The 19,275-nt window shown below is 67.0% G+C and carries 33 protein-coding genes; 32 read left to right on the forward strand and 1 reads right to left on the reverse strand.

The window, feature by feature from the left end; all coding sequences use genetic code 11:
* Positions 1–96 precede the first annotated feature (96 nt).
* The 32 genes from rpsJ to truA all read left to right on the forward strand — a co-directional run bounded on the left by rpsJ (position 97) and on the right by truA (position 18,194).
* A complete protein-coding gene (rpsJ, locus tag DSY14_RS10565) occupies positions 97–405 on the forward strand; it encodes a 30S ribosomal protein S10 (RefSeq protein ID WP_014908366.1) in 309 nt (102 codons plus the stop codon).
* A 12-nt stretch (positions 406–417) separates the two neighbouring features.
* A complete protein-coding gene (gene rplC, locus DSY14_RS10570; protein WP_211716329.1) occupies positions 418–1,068 on the forward strand; it encodes a 50S ribosomal protein L3 in 651 nt (216 codons plus the stop codon).
* A gap of 3 nt (positions 1,069–1,071) precedes the next feature.
* Positions 1,072–1,743: a 50S ribosomal protein L4 gene (gene rplD / locus DSY14_RS10575; RefSeq protein ID WP_211716330.1), complete on the forward strand. Its 672-nt coding sequence runs from the start codon at positions 1,072–1,074 to the stop codon at positions 1,741–1,743.
* Entirely contained in the window at positions 1,740–2,030 is a 291-nt protein-coding gene (gene rplW / locus DSY14_RS10580; RefSeq protein WP_211716331.1) for a 50S ribosomal protein L23, read from the forward strand. The genes rplD and rplW overlap by 4 nt, the downstream gene beginning before the upstream one ends.
* Positions 2,031–2,086: 56 nt before the next feature.
* Entirely contained in the window at positions 2,087–2,926 is an 840-nt protein-coding gene (gene rplB / locus DSY14_RS10585) for a 50S ribosomal protein L2 (protein ID WP_211716332.1), read from the forward strand.
* Positions 2,927–2,938: 12 nt separating this feature from the next.
* Positions 2,939–3,217, forward strand: a complete 279-nt coding sequence (gene rpsS, locus DSY14_RS10590) for a 30S ribosomal protein S19 (protein WP_053616300.1) — start codon at positions 2,939–2,941, stop codon at positions 3,215–3,217.
* Between the two features lie 75 nt (positions 3,218–3,292).
* Complete coding sequence (gene rplV, locus DSY14_RS10595; protein WP_211716351.1) at positions 3,293–3,661, forward strand: 50S ribosomal protein L22; 369 nt, start codon at positions 3,293–3,295, stop codon at positions 3,659–3,661.
* Positions 3,661–4,449: a 30S ribosomal protein S3 gene (gene rpsC / locus DSY14_RS10600; RefSeq protein ID WP_211716333.1), complete on the forward strand. Its 789-nt coding sequence runs from the start codon at positions 3,661–3,663 to the stop codon at positions 4,447–4,449. The genes rplV and rpsC overlap by 1 nt, the downstream gene beginning before the upstream one ends.
* Positions 4,450–4,452: 3 nt before the next feature.
* On the forward strand, positions 4,453–4,866 hold the full coding sequence (gene rplP, locus DSY14_RS10605; RefSeq protein ID WP_211716334.1) for a 50S ribosomal protein L16: 414 nt from the start codon (positions 4,453–4,455) through the stop codon (positions 4,864–4,866).
* Positions 4,866–5,120 carry a 50S ribosomal protein L29 gene (gene rpmC / locus DSY14_RS10610; RefSeq protein WP_211716335.1) on the forward strand — a complete coding sequence of 85 codons (255 nt, stop codon included), beginning with the start codon at positions 4,866–4,868 and terminating at the stop codon, positions 5,118–5,120. The genes rplP and rpmC overlap by 1 nt, the downstream gene beginning before the upstream one ends.
* Positions 5,117–5,389 carry a 30S ribosomal protein S17 gene (gene rpsQ, locus DSY14_RS10615; RefSeq protein WP_211716336.1) on the forward strand — a complete coding sequence of 91 codons (273 nt, stop codon included), beginning with the start codon at positions 5,117–5,119 and terminating at the stop codon, positions 5,387–5,389. The genes rpmC and rpsQ overlap by 4 nt, the downstream gene beginning before the upstream one ends.
* 104 nt (positions 5,390–5,493) lie before the next feature.
* On the forward strand, positions 5,494–5,862 hold the full coding sequence (rplN, locus tag DSY14_RS10620) for a 50S ribosomal protein L14 (protein ID WP_014911091.1): 369 nt from the start codon (positions 5,494–5,496) through the stop codon (positions 5,860–5,862).
* 3 nt (positions 5,863–5,865) lie between these two features.
* Positions 5,866–6,171 (forward strand): 50S ribosomal protein L24, encoded by a 306-nt coding sequence (gene rplX / locus DSY14_RS10625; RefSeq protein WP_211716337.1) that lies wholly within the window; start codon positions 5,866–5,868, stop codon positions 6,169–6,171.
* A complete protein-coding gene (gene rplE, locus DSY14_RS10630; RefSeq protein ID WP_211716338.1) occupies positions 6,171–6,746 on the forward strand; it encodes a 50S ribosomal protein L5 in 576 nt (191 codons plus the stop codon). The genes rplX and rplE overlap by 1 nt, the downstream gene beginning before the upstream one ends.
* A gap of 10 nt (positions 6,747–6,756) precedes the next feature.
* Positions 6,757–6,942 carry a type Z 30S ribosomal protein S14 gene (locus tag DSY14_RS10635; RefSeq protein WP_014912578.1) on the forward strand — a complete coding sequence of 62 codons (186 nt, stop codon included), beginning with the start codon at positions 6,757–6,759 and terminating at the stop codon, positions 6,940–6,942.
* A gap of 272 nt (positions 6,943–7,214) precedes the next feature.
* Complete coding sequence (gene rpsH / locus DSY14_RS10640; RefSeq protein ID WP_211716339.1) at positions 7,215–7,613, forward strand: 30S ribosomal protein S8; 399 nt, start codon at positions 7,215–7,217, stop codon at positions 7,611–7,613.
* A gap of 19 nt (positions 7,614–7,632) precedes the next feature.
* On the forward strand, positions 7,633–8,169 hold the full coding sequence (gene rplF / locus DSY14_RS10645; protein ID WP_211716340.1) for a 50S ribosomal protein L6: 537 nt from the start codon (positions 7,633–7,635) through the stop codon (positions 8,167–8,169).
* 2 nt (positions 8,170–8,171) lie between these two features.
* A complete protein-coding gene (rplR, locus tag DSY14_RS10650; RefSeq protein ID WP_211716341.1) occupies positions 8,172–8,552 on the forward strand; it encodes a 50S ribosomal protein L18 in 381 nt (126 codons plus the stop codon).
* Positions 8,553–8,598: 46 nt separating this feature from the next.
* Positions 8,599–9,201: a 30S ribosomal protein S5 gene (gene rpsE, locus DSY14_RS10655; RefSeq protein WP_014911996.1), complete on the forward strand. Its 603-nt coding sequence runs from the start codon at positions 8,599–8,601 to the stop codon at positions 9,199–9,201.
* 2 nt (positions 9,202–9,203) lie between these two features.
* Entirely contained in the window at positions 9,204–9,389 is a 186-nt protein-coding gene (gene rpmD, locus DSY14_RS10660; protein WP_211716342.1) for a 50S ribosomal protein L30, read from the forward strand.
* Positions 9,386–9,850 (forward strand): 50S ribosomal protein L15, encoded by a 465-nt coding sequence (rplO, locus tag DSY14_RS10665; RefSeq protein WP_211716343.1) that lies wholly within the window; start codon positions 9,386–9,388, stop codon positions 9,848–9,850. Before rpmD ends, rplO begins: the two co-directional genes overlap by 4 nt.
* A gap of 282 nt (positions 9,851–10,132) precedes the next feature.
* Positions 10,133–11,446, forward strand: a complete 1,314-nt coding sequence (gene secY, locus DSY14_RS10670; RefSeq protein ID WP_211716344.1) for a preprotein translocase subunit SecY — start codon at positions 10,133–10,135, stop codon at positions 11,444–11,446.
* On the forward strand, positions 11,447–12,106 hold the full coding sequence (locus DSY14_RS10675) for an adenylate kinase (protein ID WP_211716345.1): 660 nt from the start codon (positions 11,447–11,449) through the stop codon (positions 12,104–12,106). It abuts the gene before it with no gap.
* A complete protein-coding gene (map, locus tag DSY14_RS10680) occupies positions 12,106–12,930 on the forward strand; it encodes a type I methionyl aminopeptidase (protein WP_211716346.1) in 825 nt (274 codons plus the stop codon). The genes DSY14_RS10675 and map overlap by 1 nt, the downstream gene beginning before the upstream one ends.
* 84 nt (positions 12,931–13,014) lie before the next feature.
* Positions 13,015–13,482, forward strand: coding sequence for a DUF1707 domain-containing protein (locus DSY14_RS10685; RefSeq protein ID WP_211716347.1), 468 nt, complete (start codon positions 13,015–13,017; stop codon positions 13,480–13,482).
* A 471-nt stretch (positions 13,483–13,953) separates the two neighbouring features.
* Entirely contained in the window at positions 13,954–14,175 is a 222-nt protein-coding gene (gene infA / locus DSY14_RS10690) for a translation initiation factor IF-1 (RefSeq protein ID WP_017578623.1), read from the forward strand.
* 54 nt (positions 14,176–14,229) lie between these two features.
* Positions 14,230–14,343, forward strand: coding sequence for a 50S ribosomal protein L36 (gene rpmJ / locus DSY14_RS10695; protein ID WP_013156136.1), 114 nt, complete (start codon positions 14,230–14,232; stop codon positions 14,341–14,343).
* A gap of 225 nt (positions 14,344–14,568) precedes the next feature.
* Positions 14,569–14,949, forward strand: coding sequence for a 30S ribosomal protein S13 (rpsM, locus tag DSY14_RS10700; RefSeq protein ID WP_211716348.1), 381 nt, complete (start codon positions 14,569–14,571; stop codon positions 14,947–14,949).
* Positions 14,950–15,015: 66 nt separating this feature from the next.
* Positions 15,016–15,420, forward strand: a complete 405-nt coding sequence (rpsK, locus tag DSY14_RS10705; RefSeq protein WP_013156138.1) for a 30S ribosomal protein S11 — start codon at positions 15,016–15,018, stop codon at positions 15,418–15,420.
* A gap of 179 nt (positions 15,421–15,599) precedes the next feature.
* A complete protein-coding gene (locus DSY14_RS10710; RefSeq protein WP_211716349.1) occupies positions 15,600–16,622 on the forward strand; it encodes a DNA-directed RNA polymerase subunit alpha in 1,023 nt (340 codons plus the stop codon).
* 66 nt (positions 16,623–16,688) lie between these two features.
* Positions 16,689–17,180, forward strand: coding sequence for a 50S ribosomal protein L17 (gene rplQ, locus DSY14_RS10715; RefSeq protein WP_211716350.1), 492 nt, complete (start codon positions 16,689–16,691; stop codon positions 17,178–17,180).
* A 120-nt stretch (positions 17,181–17,300) separates the two neighbouring features.
* The gene (gene truA / locus DSY14_RS10720; protein ID WP_249187663.1) at positions 17,301–18,194 is read left to right on the forward strand and encodes a tRNA pseudouridine(38-40) synthase TruA; all 894 of its coding nucleotides are present in this window, start codon (positions 17,301–17,303) and stop codon (positions 18,192–18,194) included.
* Between the two features lie 109 nt (positions 18,195–18,303).
* On the opposite strand, the gene DSY14_RS10725 is transcribed toward truA, so the two are convergent.
* On the reverse strand, positions 18,304–19,275 hold a 972-nt coding region (locus DSY14_RS10725), incomplete at its 5' end, for a hypothetical protein (RefSeq protein ID WP_374223999.1).

The following is a 19,275-nucleotide window of genomic DNA, read 5'->3' on the forward strand; positions in this document are numbered from 1 at the left end:
CGGCCGACACGCCGGCGGATTCGCCGACGGGCCTGGGCTTCTGTGACCGGGACTGCTCACCGTTACGGACACTGAAGCGAAGGACGAACAGGCCACATGGCGGGACAGAAGATCCGCATTCGGCTAAAGGCCTATGACCACGAGGTCATCGACAGCTCGGCGAAGAAGATCGTCGAGACCGTGACGCGAACTGGCGCACAGGTCGCGGGCCCGGTGCCGCTGCCGACGGAGAAGAACGTTTACTGCGTCATCCGATCGCCGCACAAGTACAAGGACTCGCGCGAGCACTTCGAGATGCGCACCCACAAGCGGCTGATCGACATCATCGACCCGACCCCCAAGACGGTCGACTCGCTCATGCGACTCGACCTGCCGGCCGGCGTTGACATCGAGATCAAGCTTTAAGGACGCACAGACATGGCCACCAAGCAGATCAAGGGAGTTCTGGGCGAAAAGCTCGGCATGACCCAGGTCTTCGACGACGCGGGCAAGATCGTGCCCGTGACCGTCCTGAAGGCCGGTCCGTGCGTCGTGAGCCGCATCCGGACTCCGGACACCGATGGCTACTCCGCCATCCAGCTCGGCTACGGGCAGATCAACCCGCGCAAGGTCAACAAGCCCCTGGGCGACTACCTTCGCGCGAACGACCTGACCCCGCGCCGCCACTACGTCGAGGTCCGCACGACCGACGCCTCCGAGTACACGCTCGGCCAGGAGGTCGACGCGGCGACGTTCGAGACCGGCCAGAGGGTCGACGTCACGGGCAAGAGCAAGGGCAAGGGCTTCGCCGGTGTGATGAAGCGCCACGGTTTCCGTGGTCTCTCCGCCACGCACGGTACGCAGCGCAAGCACCGCTCGCCCGGTTCCATCGGCGGCTGCGCCACGCCCGGCCGCGTTTTCAAGGGCATGCGGATGGCCGGGCGCATGGGCAACGTGCGCAAGACCGTCCAGAACCTGACCGTTCACTCCGTGGACGCGGAGAAGGGCCTCATCCTGGTCAAGGGTGCGGTGCCCGGTCCCAACGGCGGTCTGGTGCTCGTCCGCACCGCTGTGAAGGGGGACAAGTAAGTCATGGCCCAGATCGAGGTCAAGAACCCCGAGGGCGGCTCCAAGGGCAGCGTCGAGCTTCCCGAGAGCGTCTTCGCCCAGCAGGTCAGCATTCCGCTGATCCACCAGGTCGTGAACGCCCAGCTGGCCGCCGGCCGTCAGGGCACGCACGCCACCAAGACCCGCGGCGAGGTCCGCGGTGGTGGCAAGAAGCCGTACCGCCAGAAGGGCACCGGCCGGGCTCGTCAGGGCTCGATCCGCGCTCCGCAGTACACCGGCGGTGGCACCGTTCACGGTCCCCAGCCGCGTGACTACAGCCAGCGGACCCCGAAGAAGATGAAGGCCGCCGCCCTGCGTGGCGCCCTCTCGGACCGGGCGAACCACGGCCGTATCCACGTCGTCGGCCAGTTCGTGGCCGCCGACGCGGAGAGCAAGTTCACGCAGACCGCTCTGACGACGCTGCGCCAGGTCACCGAGTCCGACAAGGTTCTCGTCGTCCTGGCCCGCGAGGACGAGCACAACCGGCGCGCCCTGCGCAACCTCGAAGAGGTCCACATCCTCGACGCGGACCAGGTGAACACCTACGACGTCCTCTACTCGGACGACGTGGTCTTCACCGAGGCGGGCTACGCCGAGTTCCTGGCCCACGCGGCCGGTGCCTCCAAGGCCGCTGAGTCCGAGGAGGACGACCAGTGAGGATCGCCGACCACCGGGACATCATCGTCGAGCCGGTGATCTCCGAGAAGAGCTACGGGCTCATGGACGAGAACAAGTACACGTTCATCGTTCGCCCGGACGCCAACAAGACCCAGATCAAGATCGCGATCGAGAAGATCTTCGAAGTGAAGGTCACGGCCGTGAACACGATCAACCGGAAGGGTAAGCGCAAGCGCACCCGCTTCGGTTTCGGGAAGCGCCCTGACACGAAGCGCGCGATCGTCAGCCTCGCCGAGGGTGACCGCATCGACATCTTCGGTCAGTGAGTTTCCGGGTCTGACCGCTACACACCAAGTAACACGTAAAGGAATGCGCGAAGAAGATGGGCATTCGTAAGTACAAGCCGACGACGCCGGGTCGTCGCGGCTCCAGCGTGAGCGACTTCGTCGAGATCACGCGTTCGGAGCCGGAGAAGTCCCTGGTTCGTCCGCTTCACTCCAAGGGCGGTCGTAACGGCCACGGCCGGATCACCGCTCGTCACCAGGGTGGCGGGCACAAGCGCGCCTACCGCGTGATCGACTTCCGTCGTCACGACAAGGACGGCGTGCCGGCCAAGGTCGCTCACATCGAGTACGACCCCAACCGCACCGCTCGCATCGCTCTGCTCCACTACGTGGACGGTGAGAAGCGCTACATTCTGGCGCCCGCCGGCCTCAAGCAGGGCGACAAGGTCGAGAACGGCCCCCAGTCCGACATCAAGCCGGGCAACTGCCTCCCGCTGCGCAACATCCCCACGGGTACGTTCGTGCACGCGGTCGAGCTGAAGCCGGGCGGCGGTGCCAAGCTGGGCCGCTCCGCGGGATCTCAGATCCAGCTCCTGGCCAAGGAAGGGCGCTACGCCACGCTGCGTATGCCCTCCGGTGAAATGCGCCTGGTGGAGATCACCTGCCGCGCCACCGTCGGCCAGGTCGGCAACGCCGAGCAGTCCAACATCAACTGGGGTAAGGCCGGCCGCTCGCGGTGGAAGGGCAAGCGCCCGACCGTCCGTGGTGTGGTCATGAACCCGGTCGACCACCCGCACGGTGGTGGTGAGGGCAAGACCTCCGGTGGTCGTCACCCGGTCAGCCCCTGGGGCAAGAAGGAAGGCCGGACCCGGGCCAAGAACAAGGCCAGCGACAAGCTGATCGTGCGGCGTCGGCGTAGCGGTAAGAAGAAGCGGTAAGGAGCACGTCTGATGCCACGTAGCCTTAAGAAGGGTCCCTTCGTCGACGACCACCTCATCAAGAAGGTGGAAGTACAGAACGAGAAGGGGACCAAGAACGTCATCAAGACGTGGTCCCGGCGGTCCATGATCGTCCCGGAGATGATCGGTCACACGATCGCCGTCCACGACGGCCGCAAGCACGTTCCGGTGTTCGTGTCGGAGTCGATGGTCGGCCACAAGCTCGGTGAGTTCGCTCCCACGCGTACTTTCCGTAGCCACGTCAAGGAAGACCGCCGTAGCCGCCGTTAGCGGTTGCAGCAGTTGTAAGAACCATGTTCTCCGCGGTGAGTGGAGAAGACATTTTCCGTGAGCGAGGGAAAAGCGATGGGAACGAGGGCACAGGCGCGGTTCGTCCGCGTTACGCCCCGCAAGGCTCGCCGGGTGGCGGACCTTATTCGCGGGTTGCCCGCTGACGAGGCACAGGCGGTGCTCCGGTTCGCTCCCCAGTCGGCGAGTGAGCCCGTTGGCAAGGTGCTGGCTAGCGCCATCGCCAACGCCGAGCACAACGACAAGCTGGACCGAGAGAACCTGGTGGTCGAGCGCGTCTGGGTGGACGAGGGTCCGACCCTGAAGCGCATTCGTCCGCGAGGCTTCGGCCGGGCTTTCCGTGTCACCAAGCGCACGAGCCACATCACCGTGGTCGTCGCCGATGACGCGGTCGCCTCGTCCAAGACGAAGGAAAGGACCCGATAGTGGGGCAGAAGGTTAACCCGCACGGGTTCCGCCTCGGCATCACCACCGACTTCAAGAGCCGTTGGTACGCCGACAAGTCCTACAAGGACTACGTCAAGGAAGACGTCGCGATCCGTCGGATGCTGACCCGTGGCATGGAGCGCGCGGGCATCTCCAAGGTCGAGATCGAGCGTACCCGTGACCGTGTTCGCGTGGACGTCTACACCGCCCGGCCGGGCATCGTCATCGGCCGCCGCGGCGTGGAGGCCGACCGGATCCGTACGGACCTGGAGAAGCTGACCGGCAAGCAGGTGCAGCTGAACGTCTTCGAGGTGAAGAACCCGGAGATCGACGCGCAGCTCGTCGCCCAGGGCGTCGCCGAGCAGCTGAGCAGCCGCGTGGCGTTCCGCCGCGCGATGCGCAAGGCCATGCAGAGCGCGATGAAGAGCGGTGCCAAGGGCATCCGTATCCAGTGCGGTGGACGCCTGGGTGGGGCCGAGATGTCCCGCTCGGAGTTCTACCGTGAGGGTCGCGTCCCGCTGCACACGCTGCGCGCCGACATCGACTACGGCTTCTTCGAGGCCCGTACGACGTTCGGTCGCATCGGCGTCAAGGTGTGGATCTACAAGGGCGACGCCCCGGTGACCCGCGCCGAGCGCGAGGCCGCCCAGGCCGCGCAGCGCACCGCCGGTGGCGGCCAGCGCCGCGAGCGTCCGCAGCGCCGTCGTCGCGGCGGTGCCGCGGGCGGTCAGGGCACCGAGGCCAAGGCGGGTGCTTCCGCCGAGGCTCCGAAGACCGAGGGGAGCTGACCCGTGCTTATTCCTCGTAAGGTCAAGTACCGCAAGCAGCACCACCCGGACCTTCGTGGCAAGGCCAAGGGCGGGACGTCGGTCACCTTCGGTGAGTTCGGCATCCAGGCGCTGGAGTCGGCCTACGTGACGAACCGTCAGATCGAGTCCGCTCGTATCGCCATGACGCGTCACATCAAGCGTGGCGGCAAGGTGTGGATCAACATCTTCCCGGACCGTCCGCTGACGAAGAAGCCCGCCGAGGTCCGCATGGGTTCCGGTAAGGGTTCACCCGAGTGGTGGGTCGCACCGGTCAAGCCCGGTCGCGTGATGTTCGAGCTGTCGGGCGTGCCCGAGGCCGTGGCCAAGGAGGCCATGCGCCGTGCGATGCACAAGCTCCCGATGAAGTGCAAGTTTGTTACGCGGGAGGGGGAGTGATGGCGAAGTCCGTGACTGCCCACGAGCTGCGCGACCAGTCCGTCGAGGACCTGGTCACGAAGCTCAAGGAAGCCAAGGAAGAGCTCTTCAACCTCCGCTTCCAGGCCGCCACCGGCCAGCTCGACAACCACAGCCGTCTTCGCACGGTCAAGCGCGAGATCGCGCGGATCTACACGGTCCTGCGCGAGCACGAGCTGGGCATCGTTTCGCTGTCTGGTGAGTCGGCTGAGGAGACGAAGGAAGCAGCCGAATGACTGAGAACCAGACCGCGACCCGCAACTACCGCAAGGTGCGCGAGGGCTACGTCGTCAGCGACAAGATGGACAAGACCGTCGTTGTCGAGGTCGAGGACCGCGTCAAGCACGCCCTGTACGGCAAGGTCATCCGTCGGACGACCAAGTACAAGGCCCATGACGAGGCGAACTCCTGTGGCGTCGGTGACCGGGTCCGCATGATGGAGACCCGGCCGCTCTCCGCGACGAAGCGTTGGCGCGTCGTGGAGATCCTGGAGAAGGCTAAGTAACCCCGGCCTGTCGGCGGCCGACACACGTTGTCGGCCGCCGACGCGAGGGGTGAGACCACCTAGCCGTGCGGCAGTGGACCGCACGCATCACATCAGGAGCAGACGTGATTCAGCAGGAGTCGCGACTCAAGGTCGCCGACAACACGGGTGCCAAGGAGATCCTTACCATCCGTGTTCTCGGTGGCTCGGGTCGGCGCTACGCCGGGATCGGCGACACCATCGTCGCCACGGTGAAGGACGCCCTGCCTGGCGCTGGAGTCAAGAAGGGCGACGTCGTCAAGGCCGTTATCGTGCGCACCGTCAAGGAGCGCCGCCGGCCCGACGGCTCCTACATCCGCTTCGATGAGAACGCTGCCGTGCTCATCAAGGACGGTGGGGACCCGCGAGGCACCCGCATCTTCGGCCCGGTCGGCCGTGAGCTGCGTGACAAGAAGTACATGCGCATCATTTCGCTGGCGCCGGAGGTGCTCTAAGCGATGAAGATCAAATCTGGCGACGAGGTCATCGTTCTCGCCGGCAAGGACAAGGGTGCCACCGGCAAGGTCGTCAAGGCCCTGCCGAAGGAAGACCGTGTCATCGTCGAGGGCGTCAACCTGGTCAAGAAGCACAGGAAGGCCAACCCGGCCGGCGGCCAGCAGGGCGAGGTCGTGACCAAGGAGGCTCCCATCCACGTGAGCAATGTCGCGCTCGCCGTGGACGGTAAGGCCACCCGGGCGGGCTACCGCTTCGAGGAGGACGGAACCAAGGTTCGCGTCTCCCGCCGCACCGGTAAGGACATTTGATGACGGTTACGAACGACATCACGGCCCCTCCGATGCCGCGGCTCAAGGAGAAGTACCGCAACGAGATCGCTGCGGGCCTCAAGGACGAGTTCGGCATCGAGAACGTCATGCAGATCCCCGGTCTCACGAAGATCGTGGTGAACATGGGCGTCGGTGAGGCGGCTCGTGACGCGAAGCTGATCCAGGGTGCGATCGCCGACATCTCGGCGATCACCGGGCAGAAGCCGAAGATCAACCGGGCCAAGAACTCCATCGCGCAGTTCAAGCTGCGCGAGGGTCAGCCGATCGGCGTCAGCGTCACGCTGCGCGGCGACCGGATGTGGGAGTTCCTCGACCGGCTGCTCTCGCTGGCCCTGCCCCGTATCAGGGACTTCCGCGGCCTGTCCCCGAAGCAGTTCGACGGGAACGGCAACTACACCTTCGGACTGACCGAGCAGGTCATGTTCCACGAGGTGGACCCGGACAAGGTCGACCGGCAGCGTGGGATGGACATCACTGTCGTCACCACCGCCACGACCGACGACCACGGCCGCAGCCTGCTCAAGCGGCTCGGTTTCCCGTTCAAGGAAGCCTGAGGGGTTAACGATGGCTAAGAAGTCACTGATCGCCAAGGCGAACCGGAAGCCGAAGTTCGGCGTTCGGGCGTATACTCGATGCTCGCGGTGCGGCCGTCCGCGCGCCGTCTTCCGGAAGTTCGGCCTGTGCCGTATCTGCTTCCGCGAGATGGCGCACCGTGGCGAGCTGCCCGGTATCACCAAGTCGAGCTGGTAGTTTCCGGCGGGGCCGATCCGACGCGACAGCGCGGTCGGCCCCCGGAGACGCCCCCCTCCAGGGGGCTCGATGCAGGGCCCGTCACGTTCCTCCTCCGAGGCTGACGGGAAGAGCAACATCCAATTCACCAGGGCACGGCAGTCCCACGCGGACCGCGGTGCCCACGACCACGCCGTAGGTCCGTTTGTGCACTCCACGGGGGAGACTCCGCAGGGGGCAGGCTCTGGGAAGGCCCGCACTCGGAAACCGCGGTGAGGAAGGGCCAGTCGGCCATGACAATGACCGACCCGATCGCAGACATGTTGACGCGTCTGCGTAACGCGAATTCGGCTTTCCACGACACCGTGACGATGCCGTATTCCAAGATCAAGGCGCACATCGCCGAGGTCCTCCAGGCGGAGGGCTTCATCCAGGGGTGGCGGACCGAGGAGGCCACTGTCGGCCAGAACCTCGTTCTCGAGCTGAAGTACGGCCCCACGCGTGAGCGCTCCATCGCGGGCATCCGCCGGGTCTCCAAGCCCGGTCTCCGCGTGTACGCGAAGAAGGACAACCTTCCTCGCGTTCTGGGTGGCCTCGGTGTGGCCATCATTTCGACGTCCGGCGGCCTGATGACTGACAAGCAGGCCAAGAAGCGTGGCGTGGGCGGCGAAGTCCTCGCTTACGTCTGGTAACTAGGGAGAGACGAAAAGCATGTCGCGTATCGGTCGACTGCCGCTCTCGGTCCCCAAGGGCGTCGAGGTCACGATTAACGGGCAAGACGTCACTGTCAAGGGGCCGAAGGGCGAACTGAAGCACACGATCACCGAGCCCATCACCGCCTCCTTCGAGGATGGTGTGGTCACGGTGGCTCGTCCCGATGACAAGCCGGAGAACCGGTCGCTGCACGGTCTGACCCGTGCACTGGTGGCCAACCTCGTCGAGGGTGTCTCCAAGGGCTACACCAAGACGCTGGAGATCCACGGTGTGGGTTACCGCGTCCAGGCCCGTGGCTCCAACCTGGAGTTCTCGCTGGGCTACAGCCACCCCGTCGTGGTCGAGCCGCCGGAGGGCATCACCTTCCGGGTCGAGAAGCCGACCATCCTTCACGTCGAGGGCATCGACAAGCAGTTGGTGGGCCAGGTCGCCGCGAACATCCGCGGTCTGCGCAGGCCTGACCCGTACAAGGCCAAGGGCGTGCGGTACCAGGGTGAGCACATCCGCCGTAAGGCCGGAAAGGCTGGTAAGTAGGCATGGGCATCGCCGTGAGCCGCAAGCGCACCGCTAAGGCCACCACCGCGCGCAAGCGTCGTCAGTTCCGCGTGCGCAAGAAGGTCGTCGGGACCGCTGAGCGTCCCCGTCTGGCCGTCTTCCGCTCCTCCAAGCACATCGTCGCCCAGCTGATCGACGACACCAAGGGTCACACCCTGGTCGCCGCGTCCAGCGTCGAGGCCGACGTGCGTGGGGTCGATGGCACCAAGTCGGACAAGTCCGTCAAGGTCGGCCAGCTCGTCGCGCAGCGCGCGAAGGACGCCGGTATCACCCAGGTCGTGTTCGACCGCGGTGGTAACCGCTACGCCGGTCGTATCGTGAAGCTCGCCGACGCGGCGCGCGAGGGCGGGCTGGAGTTCTGATGACGTCTGTAAAGGCCGAGTACAACCACGAGAAGAGGAACCACTGATGGCTGCAGCACCGCGGCGCGGCGCCGGTGGCGAGCGGCGTGATCGCCGTGACGATCGCCGCGGCGGCGCCGCAGACAAGGGTGTCTCCTACATCGAGAAGGTCGTGACCATCAACCGGGTCGCGAAGGTCGTCAAGGGCGGCCGTCGCTTCTCCTTCACCGCGCTCGTCGTCGTCGGTGACGGCAACGGCATGGTGGGTGTCGGTTACGGCAAGGCCAAGGAAGTTCCGGCCGCCATCGCCAAGGGTGTCGAGGAGGCGAAGAAGAACTTCTTCCGCGTCCCCCGCATCCAGGGCACGATCACGCACCAGGTCCAGGGCGAGGAGGCCGCGGGTGTCGTCCTGCTGCGTCCGGCCGCCCCGGGTACCGGTGTGATCGCCGGTGGTCCGGTCCGCGCCGTCCTGGAGTGCGCCGGTATCCACGACGTCCTGAGCAAGTCGCTCGGTTCGTCCAACCCGCTCAACATCGTGCACGCCACGGTGGCCGCTCTGAAGGGCCTCAACCAGCCCGAGGAGATCGCCGCCCGTCGTGGTCTGCCGATCGAGGACGTCGCCCCGGCCGCCATGCTGCGCGCTCGTGCTGAGGCGAAGGCAGGAGCCTGATCATGGCCAAGATCAAGATCACGCAGACCCGCTCCAAGATCGGCGGCAAGGTGAAGCAGCACGCTGCTCTCCAGTCGCTGGCTCTGGGTCGCATCGGCAAGTCCACCGTCCGTGAGGACCGCCCTGAGGTTCGCGGGCAGATCACGATCGTCTCGCACCTCGTCACTGTCGAGGAGGTCGCAGAATGAGCGACTACAACCCCGACGAGCCGCTCAAGCTGCACCACCTGCGTCCCGCCCCGGGTGCCAACAAGGCCAAGATCCGCAAGGGTCGTGGCGAGGCCTCCAAGGGTAAGACCGCGGGTCGCGGTACCAAGGGCACCAAGGCTCGTAACACCGTTCGTCCCGGTTTCGAGGGTGGGCAGATGCCCCTCATCCGCCGGGTCCCGAAGCTCAAGGGCTTCAGCAACGCCCGGTTCAAGACGTCCTACCAGGTCGTCAACCTGGACAAGCTGAGCGAGCTCTACCCCGAGGGTGGCGAGGTCACCGTCGAGGGCCTGGTGGCCAAGGGCGCGGTTCGCAAGAACCAGCTCGTCAAGGTCCTGGGCACCGGTGAGATCACCGTCGCCGTGCAGGTGAGCGCCAACGCGTTCTCCTCCGCTGCGAAGGACAAGATCACCGCCGCCGGTGGCACCGTCACCGAGCTGTAGGGGCATCCCTACGATGCCGTATCGAGGGCGTCCGCCCGGCTGATCCGACAGGATCCGCTGGTCGGACGCCCTCTGGCGTTGCGAATGTTGATCGTTATGACGCTCGAACCCTGCTGTTCGGTGATGGCTGTTACAGTGCCATCTGTTCGGGGTCCCCGATTGACGTAATGTGAGTACTTCCGAGCAACGGGCGACGTGCCCGCTGCTGACGTTCTACGACGATTCAGGATCGGCCGCGATGTCTGGAACCGGTTCCGCCGCCGAAGCCGCGCAGGAGGAGACGTGCTAGGTGCGTTCGTTCGTGCATTCCGCACGCCCGACCTGCGCAATAAGCTGCTGTTCACACTGTTCATCCTGACGCTCTTCCGTCTGGGGTCGGTGATCCCGGCACCGGGTATCGACTCGGCGGCGATCAGGGAGCAGATGGAGACCATCACCTCCGCCGACCAGTCCGGCGTCTACGCCCTGGTCAACCTGTTCAGTGGTGGCGCGCTTCTGCAACTGGCGGTGTTCGCGCTCGGTGTCATGCCGTACATCACCGCGAGCATCATCATCAACCTGCTGACGGTGGTCATCCCCCGCCTGGAGGCCCTCAAGAAGGAGGGCCAGGCCGGCCAGGGAAAGATCACTCAGTACACCCGTTATCTCACGCTCATGCTGGCGGTGCTGCAGGCGACCAGCATCGTGGCCATGGCCCGGACCGGCGCGCTGTTCCAGAACGCCATCCCGGTCTCCTCCTACATGCCGAACCAGGACATCCTCACTCTGGTGACCATCGTCTTCACGATGACCGCGGGTACCGCGATCATCATGTGGATGGGCGAGCTCATCACCGAGCGCGGTGTCGGCAACGGTATGTCGCTCCTCATCTTCACCCAGGTCATCGCGGTCTTCCCGTCCTCGATCATGGGTCTGTACGAAGAGCGTTCGGTCTGGATCTTCACCATCATCTGCATCGCCGGTCTCGCCCTGATCACCGCCGTGGTGTTCATGGAGCAGGCCCAGCGCCGTATTCCGGTGCAGTACGCCAAGCGGATGGTGGGCCGGCGGATGTACGGAGGCAGTTCCACCTACATCCCGCTGAAGGTCAACCAGGCGGGCATCATCCCGGTGATCTTCGCCTCCTCCCTGCTGTACCTTCCGCAGCTGATCGTCGGTCTGATCGGGCAGGACTCCACCCACCCGGTGGCGCAGTTCTTCCAGACCTACTTCCTCACCGGCACCCACCCCGTGTACATGGCGACGTTCTTCGTCATGATCGTCGGCTTCGCGTTCTTCTATGTGGCGATTACCTTCAACCCCACTGAGGTCGCCGACAACATGAAGAAGTACGGTGGGTTCATCCCGGGTATCCGACCAGGGCGTCCGACCGCCGAGTACCTCGACTACGTGCTCACGCGGCTCACGACCCCCGGCTCTCTGTACCTGGGTGTGATCGCTCTCCTGCCGATGGTCGCTCTCGGTGCCACCGGTGCCGACATGAACTTCCCGTTCGGCGGGACGAGCATCCTGATCATGGTCGGTGTCGGGCTGGACACGGTGAAGCAGATCGAGAGTCACCTCCAGCAGAGGAACTACGAAGGTTTTCTGCGATAAATGCGTGCAGTATTGGTGGGGCCGCCTGGGGCCGGTAAAGGCACCCAGGCCCAGATCCTCGCGGAAGAACTGTCGATCCCGAAGGTGTCCACCGGTGACATCTTCCGGGCCAACGTCAGCGGCGGGACCGAACTCGGCAAGAAGGCCAAGGAGTTCATGGACCGTGGCGACCTCGTCCCCGACGAGGTCACCAACGCCATGGTCAAGGACCGCCTGGCCCAGGACGACGCCGCGGAGGGCTTCCTGCTGGACGGGTTCCCCCGCAACGTCGCCCAGGCCGAGACGCTCCAGCGCATGCTCGCCGACCTCGGCGGCGGCTTGGACGTCGTCCTGGAGCTGAGGGTCGACGAGGAGGAGGTCGTCAAGCGGCTCTCCGGTCGTCGGTCCTGCCCCGAGTGCGGCCGTGTGTACCACGTGGAGTACGACGCCCCGCGTACCGCGGACGCGTGCGACAACGAGGGCGCCGCTCTGTACCAGCGTGAGGACGACCGCGAGGAGACCATCCGGCACCGCCTCAAGGTCTACCGGGAGCAGACGGCCCCGCTGGTGGAGTACTACTCCGCCGAGGGTCTGCTGGCCACCATCTCCGCCACGGGTCCCGTGGCCGAGGTGACGGCCCGCGCCCAGGGGGCCATCGCCGAGAAGCGATCGGCCGTCTGATGTTCCGCAAGGGCGATCCCGAGGTGCAGATCAAGACTCCGGAACAGATCGCGAAGATGAGGGCGGCGGGCCAGGTCGTGGCCCGCGCCCTGGACACCCTCCGGGCCGCGGTGCGGCCCGGGGTGTCCACCCTCGAACTCGACGCGATCGCGGAGAAGGTCATCCGTGACGCCGAGGCCGTCCCGTCGTTCAAGGGCTACCACGGTTTCCCGGGTTCGATCTGCGCCTCGGTCAACGAGGAGGTCGTGCACGGGATCCCGAGCGCGGACCGTGTGCTGGCCGACGGCGACATCATCTCCATCGACTGCGGTGCCATCCTCGACGGCTGGCACGGCGACTCCGCGGTCACCATCGCGGTGGGCGAGGCCCGTTCCGAGGACCTCGCCATGATGGAGGTGTGCGAGGAGTCCATGTGGCGGGGTATCGCGGAGATGGTCCCGGGCAAGCGCCTGGGGGACATCGGCTTCGCGATCGGCGGTCACATCGCGCAGAACGGTGGCTACGGCAACGTGCGCGAGTACGGCGGCCACGGCATCGGGACCCAGATGCACATGGACCCGCACGTGCTCAACTACGGCAAGCGGGGCCGCGGTCTGCGGCTGCGCGAGGGCATGTGCCTGGCGATCGAGCCGATGACCACGCTCGGTCGACACGACGTGGTGGAGCTCGACGACGGTTGGACCGTGGTCACGAAGGACGGCAGGCGTGCCGCGCACTTCGAGCACACCGTGGCGATCACCGCGGACGGACCGATGGTCCTGACCGCACGCGAGTCGAATCGCGATAAAATCACCGCGATGGGGTTCGTCCAGCCGACCTGGTGACGGCGGGCCCACCCCCGTGTCCCGCCGGATCCCGGCGGCTATGGGGTGGCGACCACTCACAGGTGTGAAGGCGAGGTGCGCGCAGTGTCCGAACCTGTGCCGTCGATCCGCACGTCCGACTCCGAGCGCGACCATGTCGCCCGGCTGCTCCAGGAGCACTTCGCCCAGGGGCGGCTGGACCACGAGGAGTTCACCGAGCGGCTCGGCCTCGCCTACAAGGCCAAGACCGTGGACGATCTCGCGCGGGTCACCGCCGATCTCCCCGAGAAGGACCTGGTGGACGTGGGGCGCGCGGCCGGCGCCGATCTCGGCGCGGCGGCGCCCCCGTTGCGTCTGCGCGACCCCGCCCTCATGGTCCCGTGGTGGCTCTACGGCGGCGTCAACGTCCTCTGTTTCACCATCTGGCTCATCGTGTACTTCACCACCGGGGCCTCGTACCCGTGGTTCCTGTGGGTGCTGGGTCCCTGGGGGATCCTGATGCTGGTCGTGACGTTCGGTGTGCTGGCCGCCCAGCGCGGCGGTCAGGGCGACGAGCACCAGGGTCAGGGCTGACCCCCGCCTCCGGGTCCCAGGCGTCCGACGTGCCGGCGGCGCCACGCCCGAGGTCGAAGGGTGGATCCCCGGCGGGCGACGCGCTTCCCACAGGGGAAGAGGTCCCTCGTCTGGGCGGTTGTCGCCCTGGTGCGTCGGGGGGATCGGGGTCGATGTCGGTCTCGGGGCGCCTTGCGCGTTTTCGTTCGAGGGGACGGACCGTGTAGGCTGCTCTGCTCTGTGGTCGGGAGCACTTGCCGGAAGGGGATAGACTGACACTGCCCATACGCGGGCTGTTGGGTCAGTCTGCCTTCTTTGTGCCACGTCATTCCATCGACGTACGCTCTCTCGCAGTTGGCCCGAGCTTCCAGTGTGTTTCGGCTTCGGCGATCCCGGTTCACCGCGATCGCCCTAGTCTTCGTGTCATGCGAGGCCACTGGGGTCGCGTCGGGTTGTCATGATCAACCAATTGATGAGCGAGGCGTGGAGGACATGGCGAAGAAAGACGGCGCCATCGAGATCGAGGGTTCCGTTGTCGAGTCGCTACCCAACGCTATGTTCAAGGTAGAGCTCGACAACAAGCACACGGTCCTTGCCCACATCAGCGGCAAGATGCGGATGAACTACATCCGCATTCTCCCCGACGACCGGGTCGTCGTGGAGTTGAGCCCGTACGACCTCACGCGCGGGCGCATCGTTTACCGCTACAAGTAGCCCGTCAGGGGCCGGACGGCCCAAGACTGGTGATGTGATGAGTTCGGAGTCACCATGAAGGTCAAGCCGAGCGTGAAGAAGATCTGCGCGAAGTGCCGCGTGATCCGCCGTAACGGCCGGATCATGGTCATTTGCTCGGACCCGCGGCACAAGCAGCGCCAGGGCTGATCCAGCCCCGGTTCGCCGGCCGCGACTTCCGCGTCGCTAACAGGACCCGGGTAGGGGAAGAAACTCCCCGGCCGGGCCGTGGAAACAACGAAATACCTGTTCCGATCTCCCGCCCGTCGGTGGTGGGGGAGAACCCCCGGTCGGAGGCCGGGGCCTCGTCGATTGGGCGACGAGAGGAGGGAACGGGTCAGACCTCCGCACATGCATGGATGGAGTCTCGCCCACATGGCACGTATTGCCGGCGTAGACCTCCCCCGCGACAAGCGGGTGGAGATCGCTCTCACGTACGTCTTCGGGGTTGGCCGTACGCGCGCCATCGAAACCCTGAAGAACACCGGTGTCGACGGGAACACGCGCGTCCACCAGCTGTCCGAAGAGGACCTGGTCACGCTGCGCGAGTGGATCGACGCCAACTACCAGGTCGAGGGTGACCTGCGACGCGAGGTCCAGGCCGACATCCGTCGCAAGATGGAGATCGGTAGCTACCAGGGCATTCGGCACCGCCGTGGTCTCCCGGTGCGTGGTCAGCGCACGCAGACCAACGCCCGCACCCGTAAGGGCAAGAAGAAGACCGTGGCCGGCAAGAAGAAGGCCGGCAAGAAGTAGTCCGCCTCGGACCTGTCAACCGCGTCCGAGACGAATACGGACCGATGATCTCTGGGAGTTTCACTCATGCCGCCTAAGGGCCGTCAGGGTGCAGCGCGCAAGGTGCGCCGCAAGGAAAAGAAGAACATTGTCCACGGGCACGCTCACATCAAGAGCACGTTCAACAACACGATCGTGAGCATCACCGACCCGACCGGTGCGGTGATCTCGTGGGCCAGCTCCGGTCAGGTCGGCTTCAAGGGGTCGCGTAAGTCCACCCCCTACGCCGCCCAGATGGCCGCCGAGGCCGCCGCTCGTCGTGCCCAGGAGCACGGCGTCCGCAAGGTCGACGTCTTCGTGAAGGGCCCGGGCTCGGGCCGCGAGACCGCCATCCGTTCGCTGCAGGCGACCGGCCTCGAGGTGGGCTCCATTCAGGACGTCACCCCGGTTCCGCACAACGGCTGCCGCCCGCCGAAGCGTCGCCGCGTCTGAGTCGGCGCCGGCGCCCGCGTCTCCTACCCGCGGGCGCCTCGTGGTGCGGTCCGCCTCGACCCCGGTGGGGTCCGGGGCGGACCGGGTAGGAATCCGAGTAGGGGACACCACCGACCGGGTGGTGTCCGTCCGGTGGCCGTCATATAGCGGGCGGCCATGTGGAAGGGAAGACACGGACCATGTTGATCGCACAGCGTCCCACGCTGACCGAGGAGACCATCTCCGAGTGGCGCTCGAAGTTCGTCATCGAGCCGCTGGAGCCGGGCTTCGGCTACACCATCGGTAACTCGCTCCGTCGTACCCTGCTGTCCTCCATCCCCGGCGCGGCTGTCACCAGCATCCGCATCGAGGGCGTCGAGCACGAGTTCACCACCGTGCCCGGTGTCAAGGAGGACGTCACGGAGATGATCCTCAACCTCAAGGGTCTGGTCGTCAGCTCCGAGCACGACGAGCCGGTGCTGATGTACCTGCGCAAGCAGGGCCCGGGTGTGGTGACCGCCGCGGACATCGCTCCGCCGGCCGGTGTCGAGGTGCACAACCCCGACCTGCACATCGCCACGCTCAACGGCAAGGGCAAGCTGGAGATGGAGCTGACGGTCGAGCGCGGCCGCGGTTACGTCTCCGCGACGCAGAACAAGCAGCAGGGCCAGGAGATCGGTCGGATCCCGATCGACTCCATCTACTCGCCCGTGCTGCGTGTGACCTACAAGGTCGAGGCCACCCGTGTCGAGCAGCGCACCGACTTCGACCGCCTGATCGTCGACATCGAGACCAAGCCGGCCATCCGTCCCCGTGACGCCGTGGCCAGCGCGGGCAAGACCCTGGTCGAGCTGTTCGGCCTGGCGCGCGAGCTCAACGTCGACGCCGAGGGCATCGACATGGGCCCGTCGCCGACGGACGCCGCCCTGGCGGCCGATCTGGCGCTGCCGATCGAGGACCTCAACCTCACGGTCCGTTCCTACAACTGCCTCAAGCGCGAGGGCATCCACAGCGTTGGCGAGCTGGTTGCCCGCTCTGAGCAGGACCTTCTGGACATCCGTAACTTCGGTGCCAAGTCCATCGACGAGGTCAAGCAGAAGCTCGTCGACATGGGCCTGTCCCTGAAGGACTCCCCGCCCGGGTTCGACCCCAGCACCGCGGCCGACTCCTTCGGCTCCGAGGACGACGAGGGCGAGTCCTTCGTCGAGACGGAGCAGTTCTAGACCTTCGTCGCCCAATGGTCCCCGGCCGAGTGCGGCCGCGGACCGCATCACTAGGAGAACGAAACCATGCCCACGCCTACCAAGGGCGCCCGTCTGGGTTCCGGGCCCGCTCACGAGCGGCACATCCTGGCGAACCTCGCCACCTCGCTGTTCCAGCACGGCCGTATCCGCACCACGGAGGCCAAGGCCAAGCGCCTGCGTCCGTACGCCGAGAAGCTCATCACCCTCGGCAAGCGCGGTGACCTGCACGCCCGTCGCCAGGTGCTCACCAAGATCACCGACAAGGCCGTCGTGCACGAGCTCTTCACCGAGATCGGCCCGCGCTTCGAGAACCGCCCCGGTGGTTACACGCGCATCACCAAGATCGGTCCGCGCAAGGGCGACAACGCCCCCATGGCGATCATCGAGCTGGTCGAGGCGCTGAACGCCCCCGCCGCTCCGGCCGCCGCTGCCGCCCCGGCCGAGGAGGCCCCCGAGGCCCCCGCCGCCGGGGAGACCGCCGAGGCCACGACCGAGGAGGCCCCCGCGGCCTCCGAGGAGAGCGCCGAGAGCAAGTAGGGTGCGCGTGCGCGGCCGGCGAGGCCCGCGCGTCGCCCTCGTGGAGTGCCCGACCCTTGCGGGGGTCGGGCACTTCTGTTGTGTCGTGGCCCAGGGGCCGGTGACGTGAACGGGGTGGGGATGGACGAGAAGGAGACGGCGCCGGAGGGGGCCGCACGGTCGTCGGACGAGGCGTCGGCGGAGCCGACCGTCCGGCTGCGGCTGGACATCGCCTACGACGGAACGGACTTCTCCGGGTGGGCGACCCAGCCGACCCGGCGGACCGTGCAGGGCGAACTGGAGTCGGCGTTGGCCAGGGTGCTGCGCCTGCCCGAGGCCTCGGTGACCTGCGCGGGGCGCACGGACGCGGGTGTGCACGCCCGCGGGCAGGTGGCCCAACTGGACGTGCCGCGCCTCACCTGGGAGAACGAGGGCGACCGGGTCCTGCGGCGACTGGCCGGGGTGCTGCCCAAGGACGTCCGCGTCAACGACGTGCGGCCGGCCCCGCCCGGGTTCGACGCCCGCTTCTCCCCGTTGTTCCGCCGCTACGTGTACCGGGTGGGCGACGCGCCCTACGGGCTGGACCCGTTGCGCCGCCGTGACGTGCTCTGGCACCGGCATCCACTGGACGTGGACCGCATGAACGAGGCGGCCGCTCTGCTCGTCGGCGAACACGACTTCGCGGCCTTCTGCAAGAAGCGGGAGGGCGCCACCACGATCCGTGAGCTGCTGCGCCTGTCGTGGGTGCGCGAGGAGGAGCACGTCCTGGCCGGCACCATCCAGGCCGACGCCTTCTGCCACAACATGGTCCGCGCGCTCGTGGGCGCCCTGCTGGCGGTCGGGGACGGTCGTCGCGAGGTCACGTGGCCGGGACGGGTCCTCGGGGCCGCTGTGCGCGACTCGTCCGTGCACGTGGTCGGTCCCCAGGGGCTGAGTCTGGAGGAGGTGCGCTACCCCGCCGACGAGGAGCTGGCGGGGCGCGCCTCCCTCACCCGGCGTGTGCGCGAGCTGCCCTGCAAGGGGGACCGCGACTGACCCTCCGCACGCGCGAACGGCGCCGTCCCCCGGCCGGGGGACGGCGCCGTTCGCATGGGCCCGGTCGGGCTCCGGTGGGTCGCGCCGGAGGCCCGCCCGGGCGGGGACCTCAGGAGCGGTCGTCGACGAGGTTCTCGTAGGCGGTGTCGATGAAGCCGTCGCCGATGTCGCGCAGTTCGGTGGCGTCGGCCTCCTCCTCGCCGCTGCCGTCGCTGTTGGCCGACAGGGAGAAGAGCAGGTAGCGCCCCCACTGGCCGCTGGTGCCGTGGCCGCCGGAGTACCCCAGACGCTCGGCCGGGGTGCCCTCCTCGCCGGGCAGGCCCGAGAACCAGTGGGCGCCGACCAGGTCCTGGCCGGACAGGGCCTCCTCGGCCTCGGTGTCGCCGGGCATCGCCGCGACGCCGACGGTCACGGCGTGGTTCTGGTCCTCGCTCAGGTAGGACGCCCGCACCAACTGGCGGCACTCGTTGGCGCTGAGCACGTCCCCGTAGTCGCCGTGGGTGCCCGTGGCGCAGTCCTCGGTGTCGTCGACGGCCACACGCGTGAACGTGCCCTGACCGTCGACCTCCACCTCCTCGGGGAAGAGCGCCTCGGCCGACAGGGTGCCCGGGTCGCTGCCCTCGTCGGCGACGGTCGTGGCGCTGGAGCCGCCGCCCCCGAGGCCCCCGCTGGCGAACAGGAACACGCCCCCGCCGACCACGAGGAGGAGGACGAGGAAACCGGCGCCGAAGAGCACGTTGCGCTTCGTGGTGCCGGAGGAGCGACGGCCGTCGTCACCGTCGTCGTAGTAATCGTCGTAGTCGTCGTAGTCATCGCGCTGGACGTCGAACTGGGCCGTGTCCGCCCCGGCGTCCTCGGGCACCTCGTCGCGGTACAGGGGGCGGGCCGAGGGGCCCGTGCCCATGCTCGCTGCCGGCACCGCGTTCAGGTTCTGGGTGGCGCCCATGGAGTCGTCCGGGAAGACCGGCTCCTCCTTCGCGGGGGCCGGGGGGAGCGCGCCCATGGGCGGCGGGCCCTGCTGGTACATCGGCGGCCGACCGGGACCCATGCCGGGCTGTCCGCCGGTGGGCATGTTCGGGGG

It is taken from the genome of Nocardiopsis sp. MG754419 (assembly GCF_018207095.1).
Taxonomy (GTDB): Bacteria; Actinomycetota; Actinomycetes; order Streptosporangiales; family Streptosporangiaceae; genus Nocardiopsis.